14 protein-coding genes are annotated in these 12,793 nt (G+C 60.7%); 6 read left to right on the top strand and 8 right to left on the bottom strand.

What is annotated here, in order from left to right; translation table 11 throughout:
* Positions 1 to 78: 78 nt before the first annotated feature.
* The 3 genes from C446_RS19525 to C446_RS08590 form a co-directional block, all read right to left on the bottom strand.
* Positions 79 to 387 carry a hypothetical protein gene (locus C446_RS19525; RefSeq protein ID WP_006672696.1) on the bottom strand — a complete coding sequence of 103 codons (309 nt, stop codon included), beginning with the start codon at positions 385 to 387 and terminating at the stop codon, positions 79 to 81.
* 91 nt (positions 388 to 478) lie between these two features.
* Entirely contained in the window at positions 479 to 1,054 is a 576-nt protein-coding gene (locus C446_RS08595; protein ID WP_160162963.1) for a hypothetical protein, read from the bottom strand.
* Positions 1,055 to 1,122: 68 nt separating this feature from the next.
* On the bottom strand, positions 1,123 to 2,253 hold the full coding sequence (locus tag C446_RS08590) for a tyrosine-type recombinase/integrase (RefSeq protein ID WP_006672694.1): 1,131 nt from the start codon (positions 2,251 to 2,253) through the stop codon (positions 1,123 to 1,125).
* 260 nt (positions 2,254 to 2,513) lie between these two features.
* On the opposite strand from C446_RS08590, the gene C446_RS19075 reads away from it, so the two are divergent.
* From C446_RS19075 to C446_RS08575, 4 genes are all read left to right on the top strand, one after another.
* Positions 2,514 to 2,651 (top strand): hypothetical protein, encoded by a 138-nt coding sequence (locus tag C446_RS19075; protein WP_160162962.1) that lies wholly within the window; start codon positions 2,514 to 2,516, stop codon positions 2,649 to 2,651.
* 297 nt (positions 2,652 to 2,948) lie between these two features.
* Positions 2,949 to 3,293: a hypothetical protein gene (locus C446_RS08585; protein ID WP_006672693.1), complete on the top strand. Its 345-nt coding sequence runs from the start codon at positions 2,949 to 2,951 to the stop codon at positions 3,291 to 3,293.
* Positions 3,294 to 3,296: 3 nt separating this feature from the next.
* Positions 3,297 to 3,932 (top strand): hypothetical protein, encoded by a 636-nt coding sequence (locus C446_RS08580; RefSeq protein WP_006672692.1) that lies wholly within the window; start codon positions 3,297 to 3,299, stop codon positions 3,930 to 3,932.
* Between the two features lie 74 nt (positions 3,933 to 4,006).
* Positions 4,007 to 4,870 carry a phage NrS-1 polymerase family protein gene (locus C446_RS08575; RefSeq protein ID WP_006672691.1) on the top strand — a complete coding sequence of 288 codons (864 nt, stop codon included), beginning with the start codon at positions 4,007 to 4,009 and terminating at the stop codon, positions 4,868 to 4,870.
* A gap of 35 nt (positions 4,871 to 4,905) precedes the next feature.
* On the opposite strand, the gene C446_RS08570 is transcribed toward C446_RS08575, so the two are convergent.
* On the bottom strand, positions 4,906 to 5,727 hold the full coding sequence (locus C446_RS08570) for a Cdc6/Cdc18 family protein (RefSeq protein WP_006672690.1): 822 nt from the start codon (positions 5,725 to 5,727) through the stop codon (positions 4,906 to 4,908).
* Positions 5,728 to 5,983: 256 nt separating this feature from the next.
* Here C446_RS08570 and C446_RS08565 point away from each other — a divergent pair, with 256 nt between their 5' ends.
* A complete protein-coding gene (locus C446_RS08565) occupies positions 5,984 to 7,006 on the top strand; it encodes a Cdc6/Cdc18 family protein (RefSeq protein ID WP_006672689.1) in 1,023 nt (340 codons plus the stop codon).
* On the opposite strand, the gene C446_RS08560 is transcribed toward C446_RS08565, so the two are convergent.
* The 4 genes from C446_RS08560 to C446_RS19630 all read right to left on the bottom strand — a co-directional run bounded on the left by C446_RS08560 (position 6,992) and on the right by C446_RS19630 (position 11,547).
* The gene (locus tag C446_RS08560) at positions 6,992 to 7,411 is read right to left on the bottom strand and encodes a hypothetical protein (protein WP_006672688.1); all 420 of its coding nucleotides are present in this window, start codon (positions 7,409 to 7,411) and stop codon (positions 6,992 to 6,994) included. The genes C446_RS08565 and C446_RS08560 overlap by 15 nt on opposite strands.
* 193 nt (positions 7,412 to 7,604) lie before the next feature.
* A complete protein-coding gene (locus C446_RS17965; protein WP_006672687.1) occupies positions 7,605 to 8,450 on the bottom strand; it encodes a site-specific integrase in 846 nt (281 codons plus the stop codon).
* Positions 8,414 to 10,219 carry an S-layer protein gene (locus C446_RS08555; RefSeq protein ID WP_083861096.1) on the bottom strand — a complete coding sequence of 602 codons (1,806 nt, stop codon included), beginning with the start codon at positions 10,217 to 10,219 and terminating at the stop codon, positions 8,414 to 8,416. The genes C446_RS17965 and C446_RS08555 overlap by 37 nt, the downstream gene beginning before the upstream one ends.
* A 644-nt stretch (positions 10,220 to 10,863) precedes the next feature.
* Complete coding sequence (locus C446_RS19630) at positions 10,864 to 11,547, bottom strand: hypothetical protein (RefSeq protein ID WP_006672685.1); 684 nt, start codon at positions 11,545 to 11,547, stop codon at positions 10,864 to 10,866.
* Between the two features lie 318 nt (positions 11,548 to 11,865).
* Between C446_RS19630 and C446_RS18685 the strand changes: the two genes are divergently transcribed.
* Complete coding sequence (locus C446_RS18685; RefSeq protein ID WP_152419406.1) at positions 11,866 to 12,786, top strand: hypothetical protein; 921 nt, start codon at positions 11,866 to 11,868, stop codon at positions 12,784 to 12,786.
* Positions 12,787 to 12,793 lie beyond the last annotated feature (7 nt).

Below are 12,793 nucleotides of genomic sequence, written 5' to 3'. Positions count from 1 at the left end.
CTCGTAGAGTTCCTCGAGTGTGATGTCATCGAGCCGTCCCATTACCACTTCCAGCGTCTCTACAGGTAAAGCACTTCCCTAGACACTATCAGTGGTGGCCGGCTCCCCGCCGAAGATCGACTCTGATGCTGATGCCCCCTGCCGATCATCCATACGGGCGAAAGTCGGGTTCAACTCGTATAAAGACTCGACACTCCGTTCGCATTCCTTCCAAACAGGCAAGTAAATGTACCCCGTCGTGGCACCGTTCTTCTCGGTTCGGGTCTTTTCGAACAGTTCGCGCTGGAGTTCGCGGCGATCCGCCGCTGACCGCTCATCATAGTGCTTTTTGATGATTTCCTCGCTGACATCACACCGCTCACTGATCACCGGCTTCGACAGTTCCACCGAGGAAAAATTCTCGATCGAACGCGGTACCAGTGTGGTGGCTCGATACCTGAACCGGTCGAAACTCTGCCCGGAGCCACCAGCACGTGGATCAGTGCGGACCCGACTGATCTAACCGTCCGGTTACCACGATCTCCTCGATCTCACCCAGCCGCTCACCACCTTCATCGATCACACGATCAAACTCGTCGCGACTCTCTAACGCATCCGGGTCCCCGTTCACCGCCGTAAACTGCTCGCACGCATTATCGACAGCACCCAAGACCATCCCCACGCGCCTCACAGTCAGGCTGATCTGTTCGTCATCACCGTTCAGTCCCCATCCATCACCGGAAACGGTGATAGTACCCTCCGGCAGTTCAAACGTAAGCGGGTCGACCTCCTCCCGATACTCCAGGAGCAACTCCTCCGTCTCCACATGCAGCAATTCGATCAAGATACTGGGCACGCTATCCGGAGCATCGAACCACTGCTGGAACTTGAACCGTGCATCCGTGATCGTGAACCGTGACGCCTCCAGCCAGCGGTGGAGCTGCTGCCAGTCGCTGTCATCAAGCGAGTCGTCCTTGGTGCAACCAGCAAAGAGTCCAGCCACCGCTCCAGCCGCGGTCAAGACGTGACGCCGTGTCACACGCCCCTCCATGTGGTCCTCTAGCACAGCGACCATCCTAGTTTTTTCTCCACAGGTCATGCCCGTGATTGGTCACATGGCCTGACGGTGTGCACATCACGCGTTCAGATGTAGCCGCGGTCCTCATCCGCCTGTTCGTGGAGTTGCTCGAAGAGGTCGCGCTGTAGTTGCCGGCGGTCTTCGGCGGTGCGCTCATCGTAGTGCTTGTCGATGATTTCCTCGCTGACGTCACACCGGTCGCTGATCACCGATTTCGGGACACCCAGCCGCCGCAGCTGCGTGATATGGCCGTGGCGCGTCGCATAGCTGGCGTGACTTGACGGACACTTGCTTGCTGCATCCATCGACTGTGCAGCGGGACACGCCTCGATCACTTCCCCGTGCGGGCACTCGTTCGTATACGCGCAGGGCCGACTCCACTTGTAGAAGTACCGGCGCATCACTGATTTCGACAGCCGGCCCTGCGCCGAGGTCAGTAACGGTTCCCGGCCGTACTCATCGGTCACCGGCTCACGGTGGTGCTCGATATAGTCCTCGAGGACCGCGGCCACGGCATCCATGATCGCGATATCCCCCTCCCCCTTCGTCCCGTTCTTCAGCCGGGAGCCCTCTCCGGGACGGTGCCGGAACGTTAGGTACGGCTCCGCTTCAAGATGTACGTCGGGGACGTCCAGCGACTGGATCGCGCCGGGCCGCCGCCCGGTCCGGCAGTGCAGCAGCCAGACCACGTGTTCGCGGTCCGCGTACCGGTGCGTGTTCAGATACTCTAGGATCGCCGCCACCTGCTCCGGAGCGATCTCCACGTCACGGACGCCATCCCGGTCACCGAGCTCCGGGACGACCACACGGTCAGCCAAGCCGGGTCGGACCGCTTCGATCGACTCGAGGTACCGGAGGAACGACCGGAACAGGTACATCTCGTCCCGCATCGTCTTCGCCCCCAGCGTGTCCACCGCGTCCGAGGCGTGATCACGCCGCCACACCCGGTAGTCATCGACAAGCCGGCCGTCAAACGCGTTCAGGTCGTCGATTCCCTGCATCTCACAGAACTCGAGGAAATAGTCGAGCTTACGCCGGTACTCGTCGACGGTCTTCGGCGTGATCTCGGATTCGCGGCGCGTCACGTATCGGTCAACACCGGCCGCGGGTGCAAGCGGCTGGAGCGACGGCGCCCGGTCCTGGAGCAGTTGGCGCAGTTCGTCCAGTGTGCGATCGGGGCGGTCCTGTCCGTGCATCCTTATCCTCGGGGTACGCATTCCTGCCGCAAAAACCACTCATAGCTGTCCAGAGCCCTGCAGAACCACTATTTTCCGGACTGATTGACACCGCCATCAAGAGTCCGTACCTGTCCCCTCAATCGGTACGGGCCTCCCGGATCGGCAGGTAGCTCACCGATCAGTACATCTCCCAGAAACCATCAGAATGGTACGTGTATTGAAACAACATATTTCCGTGGGCCACGTAGCAGCACAGTGCCGCAAGGCAGAGTAGAACCATGGCAGGCAAAGACAATCCACGCGACCAGGACCCGTATCCAACCACCAGCTGGGGCCGCGAATGGGACACCGAGAACCCGTTCCCGTCGACGGACTTCACCGTCTCACCCAACCTGCCCCCGGAACGCTGGTGGTAGACGGCACGGACAGCGGCATCGGCCACAGATCACCGCGTCTTCACGCGCCTCCTCTGGGGAGGCATTTTTTGGAACGGAACTGAACACAGTACGTTGTGTCCTTCTGAAGCATCTATCGACGGAACATACTGGTCTATTCGCAGGGATTGACCCTGTGCGGATAGCAGTAAACAACCCGATTAGACAAGGATGTACCGATGATCGACGATCCTACGAAATCATCAGAGCTGTTCCGATTCCACCGACAGATGGCCGTACACGCAACGAGGATTATCCCAGCACGCCGTACGTTCGTCTATGCACCCGGCAGAACACCAACTCCGCGACTGCGGTCACGTCGGGCAGCTGGCGGGCATCTGCCAGTACCTCGGTTGTGCCAACGAGGTGTGTCCACACTGCCTCCGGTTCTGCGAGACGTGTGGAGCAACCCTCTGCCCGGCCCACCAGGCCTGGCTGGACGGCCACACCCGGGTCTTCTGCAAGGACCACGCCCGGAAATACCTCATCGCAAAAATCATCCGCCGGATCATCCCTGGCCTCGGGACGGCATCGGCCGACACTGACCGCACCACGCCAAGCGACGTCATAGCCAACGACATTGAAGCCCTGTTCAACGCGCTCCGCGGCAGACGCAACCAGTAACCCATGACCGAAGACCCAGCCTTCGACCACGACGACACGTTCAACCGGACGGACCGGACCCGGGTCGGTGAACGCGGCTACCCGTACCTCGAGGAGGAGCAGACCCACACCGATCTCGAGTCCCTGGACGCGGTCACGGACCGGATCGGTGTCGCCGTCTGCACCTGCGGCGGGCCGATCATCGAGCACGAGCACGTCCACCGGTGCCGGGAATGCAAGGCCATCGCCTGCCCCCGATGCGTCCTCCGGCTCCACCGCCGCTACATCTGTCCCGACTGCGCCGAGACGGTTTACGCCTTGGACAAGGCCGTGTTCCTCCGGCTGCTCGCCCTCAAGCACGATCTGCTGGCGGTAGACGATCTCGTGCAGGTCGACACCATCGGCGACGAACCCGTGGAGGTCGCGATCGACCGCGCCGGCACCGTCCTCGCCGACTACGACTACGTGGACACCGACACCGGTCAACTCACCCCGCAGGGCCAGGAGGCATTCGCCGTCGGCAAACACCTGTACGGCGACGATGACGACATCCAGAGCGTGCTCCAGACCGTCCGCGTTCAGGACGTCGCCACCCGCGGCAATACCACCAACCAACAGGAGCAGTCCCGGACCCTGTTCAACCAGATCACCTTCCGCTAAACCCGTTCCACGACCGATCAGAGCGTGGAAACTCCGGTGCACGGTAAAAAAGTGAGCCAGCACGCCACACGACGATGGTCTACCCGGAGAGCATCCCTGACCCACTGAAAGCCCGCGATCAGTGGATCTGCTGGCGGACCGCCGACCGGGACGGCACACCCACCAAAGTCCCGATCGACCCGGAGACCGAGACGTACGCCAGCGTGTCCGATCCCGGGACGTGGACGACCTACCGGGACGCATACACCCACTACAACCGGAACGACGACGTTGCCGGACTGGGCTACGTGTTTACGGCTGACGGGCCGTACGCCGGGATCGATATCGACGATGCCCGTGATCCCGAGACCGGGATGCTCGAGGAATGGGTCATCGATATCCTCCTGACGCTCGGGTCGTATACCGAGCGCAGTCCCAGCAGAAGCGGCTACCACGTGATCGCCGAAGGAACAGTGCCGGACGAGGGCCACCGCAACGGCCAGCTGGAACTGTACGACCAGGACCGGTATTTCACCGTGACCGGCGACCACGTACCGGGGACCCCGCGGACGATCGAGCAGCGCGACGACGCGCTCACAGCACTCCACCGCGAGTACATCGCCGACCAGGCACCGAACAGCAGCACTGACCCGGTCCCCGACCGCACCGCGGTCCCGGCCACCGATGCGGAACTCGTCGAGAAGGCGATGAACGCTGCGAACGGCGACAAGTTCGAACGGCTCTGGAACGGCGACACCTCCAACTACCCAAGCCACAGTGAAGCCGACCAGGCCCTGTGCAACCTCCTCGCCTTCTGGACCGGTGGCGACGAAAAGCGGATCGAACGCCTCTTCGAGCAAAGCGGCCTGGTCCGGGACAAATGGCGGGACCGAGAAGACTACCGGGAACGCACCATCCGAAAAGCGGTCCGGGACTGCCCCGCCTACTACGACGGCTGATCTCGGGACCTAACCAATCACGTGAGCCGGCGTCCTCATTTTCGGGCCGGATTGAAGCTCTGTTCTACGTGGTCTCTGGTGACCGTCTCGGCCTGGGCCCGTTCGGCGATGCGGCCGGCGCGATGGAGCAGTTCGATGGCGTGCCGGCAGTCACCGCTGAGCCCGGCAACGCGGTCCGCGATCCTGCGCAGGGCGGCATCGGTGACAGCATCCGAGTGGAACGCGGTGTCAGCGCGGTCCTGGAGGATCGCGTGGAGACCGTCGGCGTCGTACCGGGCAAAGTGCACCGGCCGGTAGTTGAGCCGGCTCTGGCTCCGTGGATCGAGTTGGAGCTCTGCTGGTGGCTGGTTGGAGATGAGGATCACCCCGAGTTCGTTGTCGGTGTCCCGGCTCACGTGGTGCAGGTCGTAGATGATATCGGTCTGAGCCTGGTGCCGGTCGAATTCGTCGAGCACGATGGCGAGGCACTGGTGTTTGTCCACCCATTCGTGGAGCTGGCGGAGGAGTTCGTCGATCGGCCGGCCCTTGCGCGGTGCCGGATACCCCAGGGCGATCAGCAGTTGGCTGAGCAGCGAGGACCGGGTGTTGTACTGCCAGCAGTTGATCGTGACCGTGCGGACCCGGGTTTCCGCTTCCAGCTGGTTGCAGACGTGGGTGACCGTCGTGGTTTTGCCGACGCCGGCCGGACCGTACGCGACCACGTTCTCTGGTGCCGTCCGCCGGGTGAGCGGGGTGAGCGCGGCTTCGAGCGCCTCGATCTCCGCGTCCCGCCCGACGATCGTGTCCGGTGTATGGCTTGCGCTGAGAGCGGATTCCGCAGTGAACAGTTGGTCCGGTCGGTCTGCGCCTCCAAACATCCTTCTGCCGTCACCTCTCATAAAAACTACAAATAACCGTCAGAGAGGCCGTGTTTCGGATGAAATGTGGTCTCAGACTATATAAATCCTGTATACATACCGTAGCCGGTCTCTGGATTGATTTTTTCCGATTGAGGTGGCTCTACTCGAAAGCCCGTAATAAGTTAAAAAATTATTCTCGGGAGAATCTGCCGACTCCATGCGAAATACGGCGTGGACAAACCGGTGAAACCGTGACCGCGTGGTGACCGTGTCCATGATGGCGAGCAACCGCTGTGCGCTTCTGAACCCAGAGACAGATCCCCCGGCGATCCTCCACCGCACCGACGAACGGAATGTTCTCCACCGGGCACTCACGGATCCCACACAGCACCTCTACCTGCACGGTCCCCGCGGCACAGGCAAGACGCTGCTCGTCCGGGATGCCCTCGACGCCTGCGCACCGGCGTTCCATTACCTCTCCTGTATCCCGCATGACACCCAGTACAAGGTCCTCGCAGAACTGTACGCCCGTATCACCGACACCGATCTCAGTCCCGGCTACCATACCGCCCAGCTCCAGCAGCGTCTCGCCCAGGCTCTCCACGACACCCGTATCATCGTGCTGGACGATCTCGCGTTTCTCCTTGTCAACGACGGCAGCGACCTCCTCTACTTCCTGTCCCGCCTCCACCGGCAGACCGACCTCCACATCATCGGGATCAGCGCCGTCCACCCAGGTCTCACCGCTGTCCTCGATGAGCGGACGTACAGCACGTTCCGGCCACATCGGATTGCCCTGTCACCGTACACGGAAGACCAGGTCTACCGGATCCTCGAGCAGCGGGTCGATGCCGCGCTGCCCTCCAAAACTGTGGACACTGCCGCCCTTGAATACATCGCGGCCACTACGGTGAACCTGACAGTTGCTCTCCACTGGCTGGCGTGTGCAGTCGCCCAGCGTGACGAGATAACGGTCGGCGCAGTCCAAGCGGTCGAACAGGACGCGGTCCGCCGCTACCGTGACGCACGGCTCACGCCGTTTACCCGGCATCACAAGATGCTTCTCGCCGTGATCGAGCACCTCACCGTCGACACGGAGACGGTGACGACGGGCACGGTCTACGAGCAGTACACGGCCCACTGTACCGAGCAGGGGGACGATCCGCTGACCAGCCGCCGCATCAGCGACTATCTCACCCATCTCGAACTGCTCGGGCTCATCGACGTCACACACCACGATGGCGGCAGGACCGGGAAGACCCGGGAGATCCGGCCGGTACCGCTACAGGACCTCTGACAGATCGGTGTCCTCGATCTCTGCGAGTTCCCGGCGGATGGCTCGCCGCTCCTCCTCGAGATCCTGCCGGTCCCGCCAGTGGCTCCGGTGTTCGTCTCGCAGGCGCTGCCGGAACGTATCGATCCGGTCTTTCAGATGGGCGCGTTCGTCATCTTGCTTTCCTGTCCGCGACCGGTACAACTGTTCGAGGCGATCGGTGTACCGGTTGATCTGCCACTCGAGGTCGTCGACAATCTCCGCGTGAATGGCGTCCCGCCGATCTAACTGCTCGACAATCCGGTCCAGCTCCGCTGTCAGCCGGGCGTGCTGCTGGTCCTGTGACGCTGCCAGGAACCGGTTGACTGCTTCCGTCCAGGACGTGTCCGGGTCGTGGCCATCCCATCCGTCGTAGTCGACGTACACCATGTCCAACTAATCACTGGGAACCGGTCCCGGATAGCGGTTCACCCATGCCACGGTTCGCTAGTCATCGATCCCGGCCGGTGTCGTGTCCCCCGGCGGTGGGCACTCCACCACATGCTGGCGGCTGCTGTGCATGATCTGACGGAAAAAGGAGAAAGGGGGCCGTGACCGTGGCCTCCCGCTTTCTGTGGCGGTGCTATGACGTGTCCTCGTCAACCAGGTCCGCGATCTCGTCGGGAACGCCCTGGGCGTCCATGTAGTTGCGGAGGGCGGTCAGCAGCTGGTCGAGCTTGTCGGCGGTGTCCGCGTCGAGCGCCTGGTTGCAGCGGGGACAGAGCGCCTTGTCCGGTGCCGCGGCGTGCCCGCAGTTGGGACAGGAGACGAGGTTCAGCGCGTCCTCACCGTTCTCGCCTCCTTCGATCTCCGTGAGCGCGTCCGGTGGGAGGTCGCCGCGCTCGACCATGGCCTTGACCTGGGCCTTGTCCACGTCGTCGCTCGTCAGGTGATCGTACCGCCGCAGCATCGTGGTATCCACGTGCCCGTGCTTCTTGGCGACGTACGAGTCCCGCATGAACGCCTTCTGCCGGTCCTCCGTGATCGACAGGTGCCGGAACTTGTGCAGGGACAGCCGGTCCTGCCGCTCCGCTGGGAGCCCGGCCCGGTCCACCAACCGATAGAACATCGCCTGCAAGCCACGTGCAGTCACGTCCGTGTACGGGCTGCGCAACCGGCAGAACAGGGCTGCGTCCGGCTCCACGCGGGGATGGTTCTCGTACCAGGTCTGCATCGCCGGCCGGGAGAACGTCAGCCGGTTCCGCCGCATCCTGTCCCGCGGGTTTTCGACCCCCTGCTTCGCGGTCGGCGTCATCACCGCGATCCCGGCCTTGTCGAACTCGACGTCCTTCCGCTGGAGATACCGCAGTTCCTTCAGCCGCATCCCGGTATCGGCCAGCACGGCGATGATCGCACGGTCCCGGTCGTTCAACGCGGCCGACATCAACTGCTTCACCTCGTCCTTCGTCGGGATATCCTCCCGGTCCACCGTTTCGATCTGCCCGGTCGTGTTGAACTGGGTGAACACGAACCGTGGAACCTCCTCCTTCCGCAGCCCCTGCACGTCCATGTAGTACCAGCGGAAATAGCGTCTGCCGTGCCGTCGTTGTCACTGTCGTACTCAACCTGGTCGATTTCTTCTTCGGCGTCGTACGCGACTGTGATGGTGTCGTCAGTCTCATAGTCGACTTCGACACCGTCTTGATCGTTGTCTTCACCAGCATCTGTGACCATCGAGACCTGAGCACCGAAGCTGGTGTGGATGTGGTCGACACCGCTTTCGAACGATCCTTCGTCGGTACCGGTATCCGTTCCACCGATGTCAAGACCTTGATCGGCAGTTCCATCCAGGTCACCAGTTTGGACGGCGACTGCGAAGCCCCATCCTGATGCTTCAACCGCATCATCGTTGGCTCCAAGAGTGTCGAAGGTGTGTTCCCAGTCCTGATAGGAAACAGTGACTTCTGCTTCGTCGGCACCTTCATCCACATCTGCCTCGAACTCGACAGGGTAGTAGGTTCCGTCACCGTCTCCGACACCGACAACACCTTCATGTTCTCCGTCTCCAAGGTCATCCGCGTCTGTCAGTTCAGTGACGTCGATACTGGTGTCCTGATGGTTTGCGTCTGCGAAGTCGACTTCGAGTTCTTCACTGAAGTCAACATCTTCGTGGTCGGAAGCCGTCAGACCGAGGTTGTAGACGTGGAAGTAGTCAGCCGGTCCGGCGAAGGCGTCGCCGTCGTAGAGGGCGGCCTGTTCCATGTCGTCCTCGTCGTCAGACGGGTCTTCGGCGAGTGAGTACCGGTTCTCCAGCGCGATGCTGGTCACGGTATCGGAGCCGCCTTCGATTGCGCTGACCGTCCATTCAGCGTCGAACGGTGACTCGTCGTCGTCTTCACGGAGTGTCGTGTCACTGTAGGTTGTGTCGATGTGGACCTGATCCAGTGCGTCTCCGAACCATACGTCGACGACGTCGATGCGGAATTCACCTTCTTCGCCGAACGTTGCGTTCTCTTCCTGTCCCAGTGTGGCACTCTCGTCGAACTCGCCGTCCTCGTAGATGTCGAGGCGGACTTCGTTCGCGTCACGGTCGACGTCGATGATCTCGAAGGACCATGGACCGTGCTCGACGGAGTCACCGGCTGCGAGGTTCCGGTGCTCTTCCAGGGAACCGAGTCGGAGTTCGTCATCCTCGTGGTTGATCTCTGTGATGGTGTACGGATTGCCGAGGATGCGGATCTCCTGCTGTTCCTCGAATCCTGGGTTGTAGGAGACCTCGTACTCGATGTCTCCGGCATCCAGTTCCGTCAGGACGGCGGATGCGTTGTCGACGTCCGTGTAGAGACCGTTATCGTCCACACTGACTGTTTCCAGTGTGCGGTGGTTGGTGCCGTCGACTTCCTCTGTCTCACGGATCAGCTGGGAGAAGTCGGACTTGTCGACTTCAAAGCCAGTCCAGTCTCCGCGGATGTCGGTTTCGTCTTCTGCACCGTCAACGTCGGCCGTGACGGTTCCGGGTGTTTCGCGTTCTTCTGTTTGTACTGCTGAGTGGCCGAGTGCTGCTGCGATGTTAACCGCACCAACGACGTCGGCGACTTGTCCTGTTGATCCCACAACGATCTGGGAGGCGACTTCGCCGTCCTCCACAAATGGTTCTGGGAAGTCGGAGAGTGATGCAGCAGCACCGGCTGACAGTCCTACCATCAGCGCGGAACCTGCTACAGCTCCGACCTTTTTGATTGAGTTCTTGACTTTCATCGTGTGATTCACCTTGATTGTGGTTCAACCAGTTGGTGTTCTGGTGTGTCTGGCAGTTGTTTTTCAGATCGGGGCCAGACGGTCCCGATCCTGGGTACCCATTCCGGGTATGTGGTAACTGCAAAAGTGGGGTTGTGGCTCCCTCGAGTGGAGGGACCCGTAAGCGATTCCACGATCAGTGGACGTGGAACACTTACAACCTGTTGTGTACTTGAAAATGGCCTTTTAAGTACCTTAGGACGGGAACGTTCATCTCACAGCCGATAACGCCTGCACATCGCCGCATTTCGCCATAGATTGTTTATATGCTCCCCGAATTGTTTATGGGCAGATTAGCGAACGCTGTTCCGGTAACAACCATTCTTAGGCCGGAAAAACAGATATGAGCGATTCCGTCAGCCTATACGCAAACAAACCACGCAGAGGCCGCCATTCGTTAAACGAGCCGCCAAGAAACTTTTAATTTCTCACAGTTCTGGAATTCAGGGGTATGAGTCACGGGCGCCGCCGGCCCCTCCCAATACCACCCACCGGTTTCGCCGGTCGGTTACTGTAAGATAACTGGATTAGCCACCGATCGGCCAGCGTTCAAATGCCGTCCAAGTTCCGGGACGCCGCGGAACCCTGCACCGATGCGAGCCCCCTCAGGGAAACACGTCGTCAATATCCGTTTCCGCCAGCGCGGTGGCCCCGTTGTTTACTGCCTGCTCCACTGATAACTGATCCTTCAGAAGGAACACGTGGCGGTCGCCGTGACTCCGCTGGAGGACCGACGCCTTGAACAGGACGCTCGGATGCTCCGTGTACTTCGGGTGGACCACGCAGAACGGCTCCAGATCCTGGATCACGACCGGCTCGTAGAAGTGGTCCTCCAGGATCTCCTGCACGTCAGCGAACGCGTCTTCCGGCACCTCGAACCGATAGTCGTCCTCGTTGTAGTACGGGCGGAGCGCATCGAACACCGCGTCCTCGTCAAAATACTGCTTGAACAGGTACCGGTCCCCGACCGCAAACACATTGATCTGCTCACGGTCCACGTCGAACGTCGGCATCTTCCCTCGAACATTATCCATGAGACTGCTTAACGTTTGACACACACTGGCCCGATCGGTGTCCTGGCCGGCACTGTCGCCATGAACCCGTGACGGACGCCATGCCTGCTCATCCTGGTCAAATTCCACGGTCGTCCATTCCACGGTGTAGCCGTACCCGGCCCGCTCCGGCCGGATCCAGATCTCCAGATCATCTCCTCGATCCAGGACGAGGTCGGCCACGATCTGTGGGAGATCATCCCGGGCCACCCCGCCGACAGCACCACCCATCCCCATTCCCGGTGTATCATCGGTTATCGCGGATCACCGGGACAGAAATACCCTGCCAGATTTTAACAACAGTAGACCACACCGGATTTCAAATGGAGACAGCAGGATACCACGTCCTACCATTCACCACCTGTTAGACCAGCCATGTTCAGAAAATCATAGGACCACAATCATTTTCTATTCAAAACTACACTATTTCCTGAATATACCACAAAGCCCATCATAATTATTTTAACAAAGTAACCGTGTGTCCAGAGCGGCTCAGAAGGATCTAACTGCTTGAGAACAAGCGGAAAGAGCCAGCGTACGGGCACACTAACCGTCATGAGTGGATCAGATTCCAGTAAGACAGGACCTGACGTAGAGAGCCAAGATGCGGTCGTCTTTGACGAATCCGACCCCCTTGGCGCCGTAGAATGCCTCCCACCGACCGTCTTTCCGGTTACGGTGTCACTTGAACTGGGCCGGACCACCAGCAGCGATAAAACCCATCCAGAACTTGCGACCCCTGACTATCCCATCGATGTCCGCGTACCACAGGGAGCGTATATCCCAGAGTCAACCGTACACTTCGACAACCCAGCCGAACGCCCTCCACGGAACACCGAACCATGGCCCCCGGCCGAATTCGAGGACGCACTCACTGACCTCCTCTCCGCTTTGGACGAGGAAGAACACGTCGACACAGACCGGCTCTACCTGACCAAACTTACCGTCGCCGAACTCCCCCCACGGTTCGTCACCCAGGACGAGATCACCGGCCAACCCGTAGCCACTCCCGACTTCTATACCGATGAAGGAGAGATGACGCTCGCAACCTTCACCCGGGACGGCTCACTCTCCGCCGCCCAGGTCCGCGAAGATCTCGACACGGCGATGCCCGGACAGAGCCACTCCCCGCCCCAACTGGTGCAGATAACCGAGGTCACCGCCAAACCCTCCCGGTCCAGCCGCCAGACACAGGGCAGTGCCGGAAGACGCCGCTATTACACCGAAAGTGAGGCCGAGCGAGCCGGGAAAATGGATGCCGTCCCCGGCGTATGGAAAACCGACAGTATCGCCTCACCCGGGGAATCATACCGGTCACTGAACGGCGTACTGTCCTCGATCGACCGGTTCCTCCCCGCACTGTCCGAGGAAGACGTGCTCCAACCCCTCTCGTTCAGATACCCTGTTGCACGTTCAAGATTAGTTCGCCGGACGGGACGGGCAGACCAGAAACTGACCACCTATCGGCAGTGCTGACCCAATG

This window comes from Halobiforma nitratireducens JCM 10879 (genome assembly GCF_000337895.1).
GTDB lineage: Archaea > Halobacteriota > Halobacteria > Halobacteriales > Natrialbaceae > Natronobacterium > Natronobacterium nitratireducens.
The sequence above is the reverse complement of the archived record's forward strand: the minus strand, read 5'-3'. Positions and strand labels throughout refer to the sequence as shown.

Bases quoted from the DNA above. Each gene is read 5' to 3' on its own strand.
- C446_RS08595 (WP_160162963.1), bottom strand. From the start codon at position 1,054: ATGGTCGCTGTGCTAGAGGACCACATGGAGGGGCGTGTGACACGGCGT.
- C446_RS08590 (WP_006672694.1), bottom strand. From the start codon at position 2,253: ATGCACGGACAGGACCGCCCCGATCGCACACTGGACGAACTGCGCCAA.
- C446_RS19075 (WP_160162962.1), top strand. From the start codon at position 2,514: ATGGCAGGCAAAGACAATCCACGCGACCAGGACCCGTATCCAACCACC.
- C446_RS08585 (WP_006672693.1), top strand. From the start codon at position 2,949: ATGCACCCGGCAGAACACCAACTCCGCGACTGCGGTCACGTCGGGCAG.
- C446_RS08580 (WP_006672692.1), top strand. From the start codon at position 3,297: ATGACCGAAGACCCAGCCTTCGACCACGACGACACGTTCAACCGGACG.
- C446_RS08575 (WP_006672691.1), top strand. From the start codon at position 4,007: ATGGTCTACCCGGAGAGCATCCCTGACCCACTGAAAGCCCGCGATCAG.
- C446_RS08570 (WP_006672690.1), bottom strand. From the start codon at position 5,727: ATGTTTGGAGGCGCAGACCGACCGGACCAACTGTTCACTGCGGAATCC.
- C446_RS08565 (WP_006672689.1), top strand. From the start codon at position 5,984: ATGATGGCGAGCAACCGCTGTGCGCTTCTGAACCCAGAGACAGATCCC.
- C446_RS08560 (WP_006672688.1), bottom strand. From the start codon at position 7,411: ATGGTGTACGTCGACTACGACGGATGGGATGGCCACGACCCGGACACG.
- C446_RS08555 (WP_083861096.1), bottom strand. From the start codon at position 10,219: ATGAAAGTCAAGAACTCAATCAAAAAGGTCGGAGCTGTAGCAGGTTCC.
- C446_RS19630 (WP_006672685.1), bottom strand. From the start codon at position 11,547: ATGGGGATGGGTGGTGCTGTCGGCGGGGTGGCCCGGGATGATCTCCCA.
- C446_RS18685 (WP_152419406.1), top strand. From the start codon at position 11,866: ATGAGTGGATCAGATTCCAGTAAGACAGGACCTGACGTAGAGAGCCAA.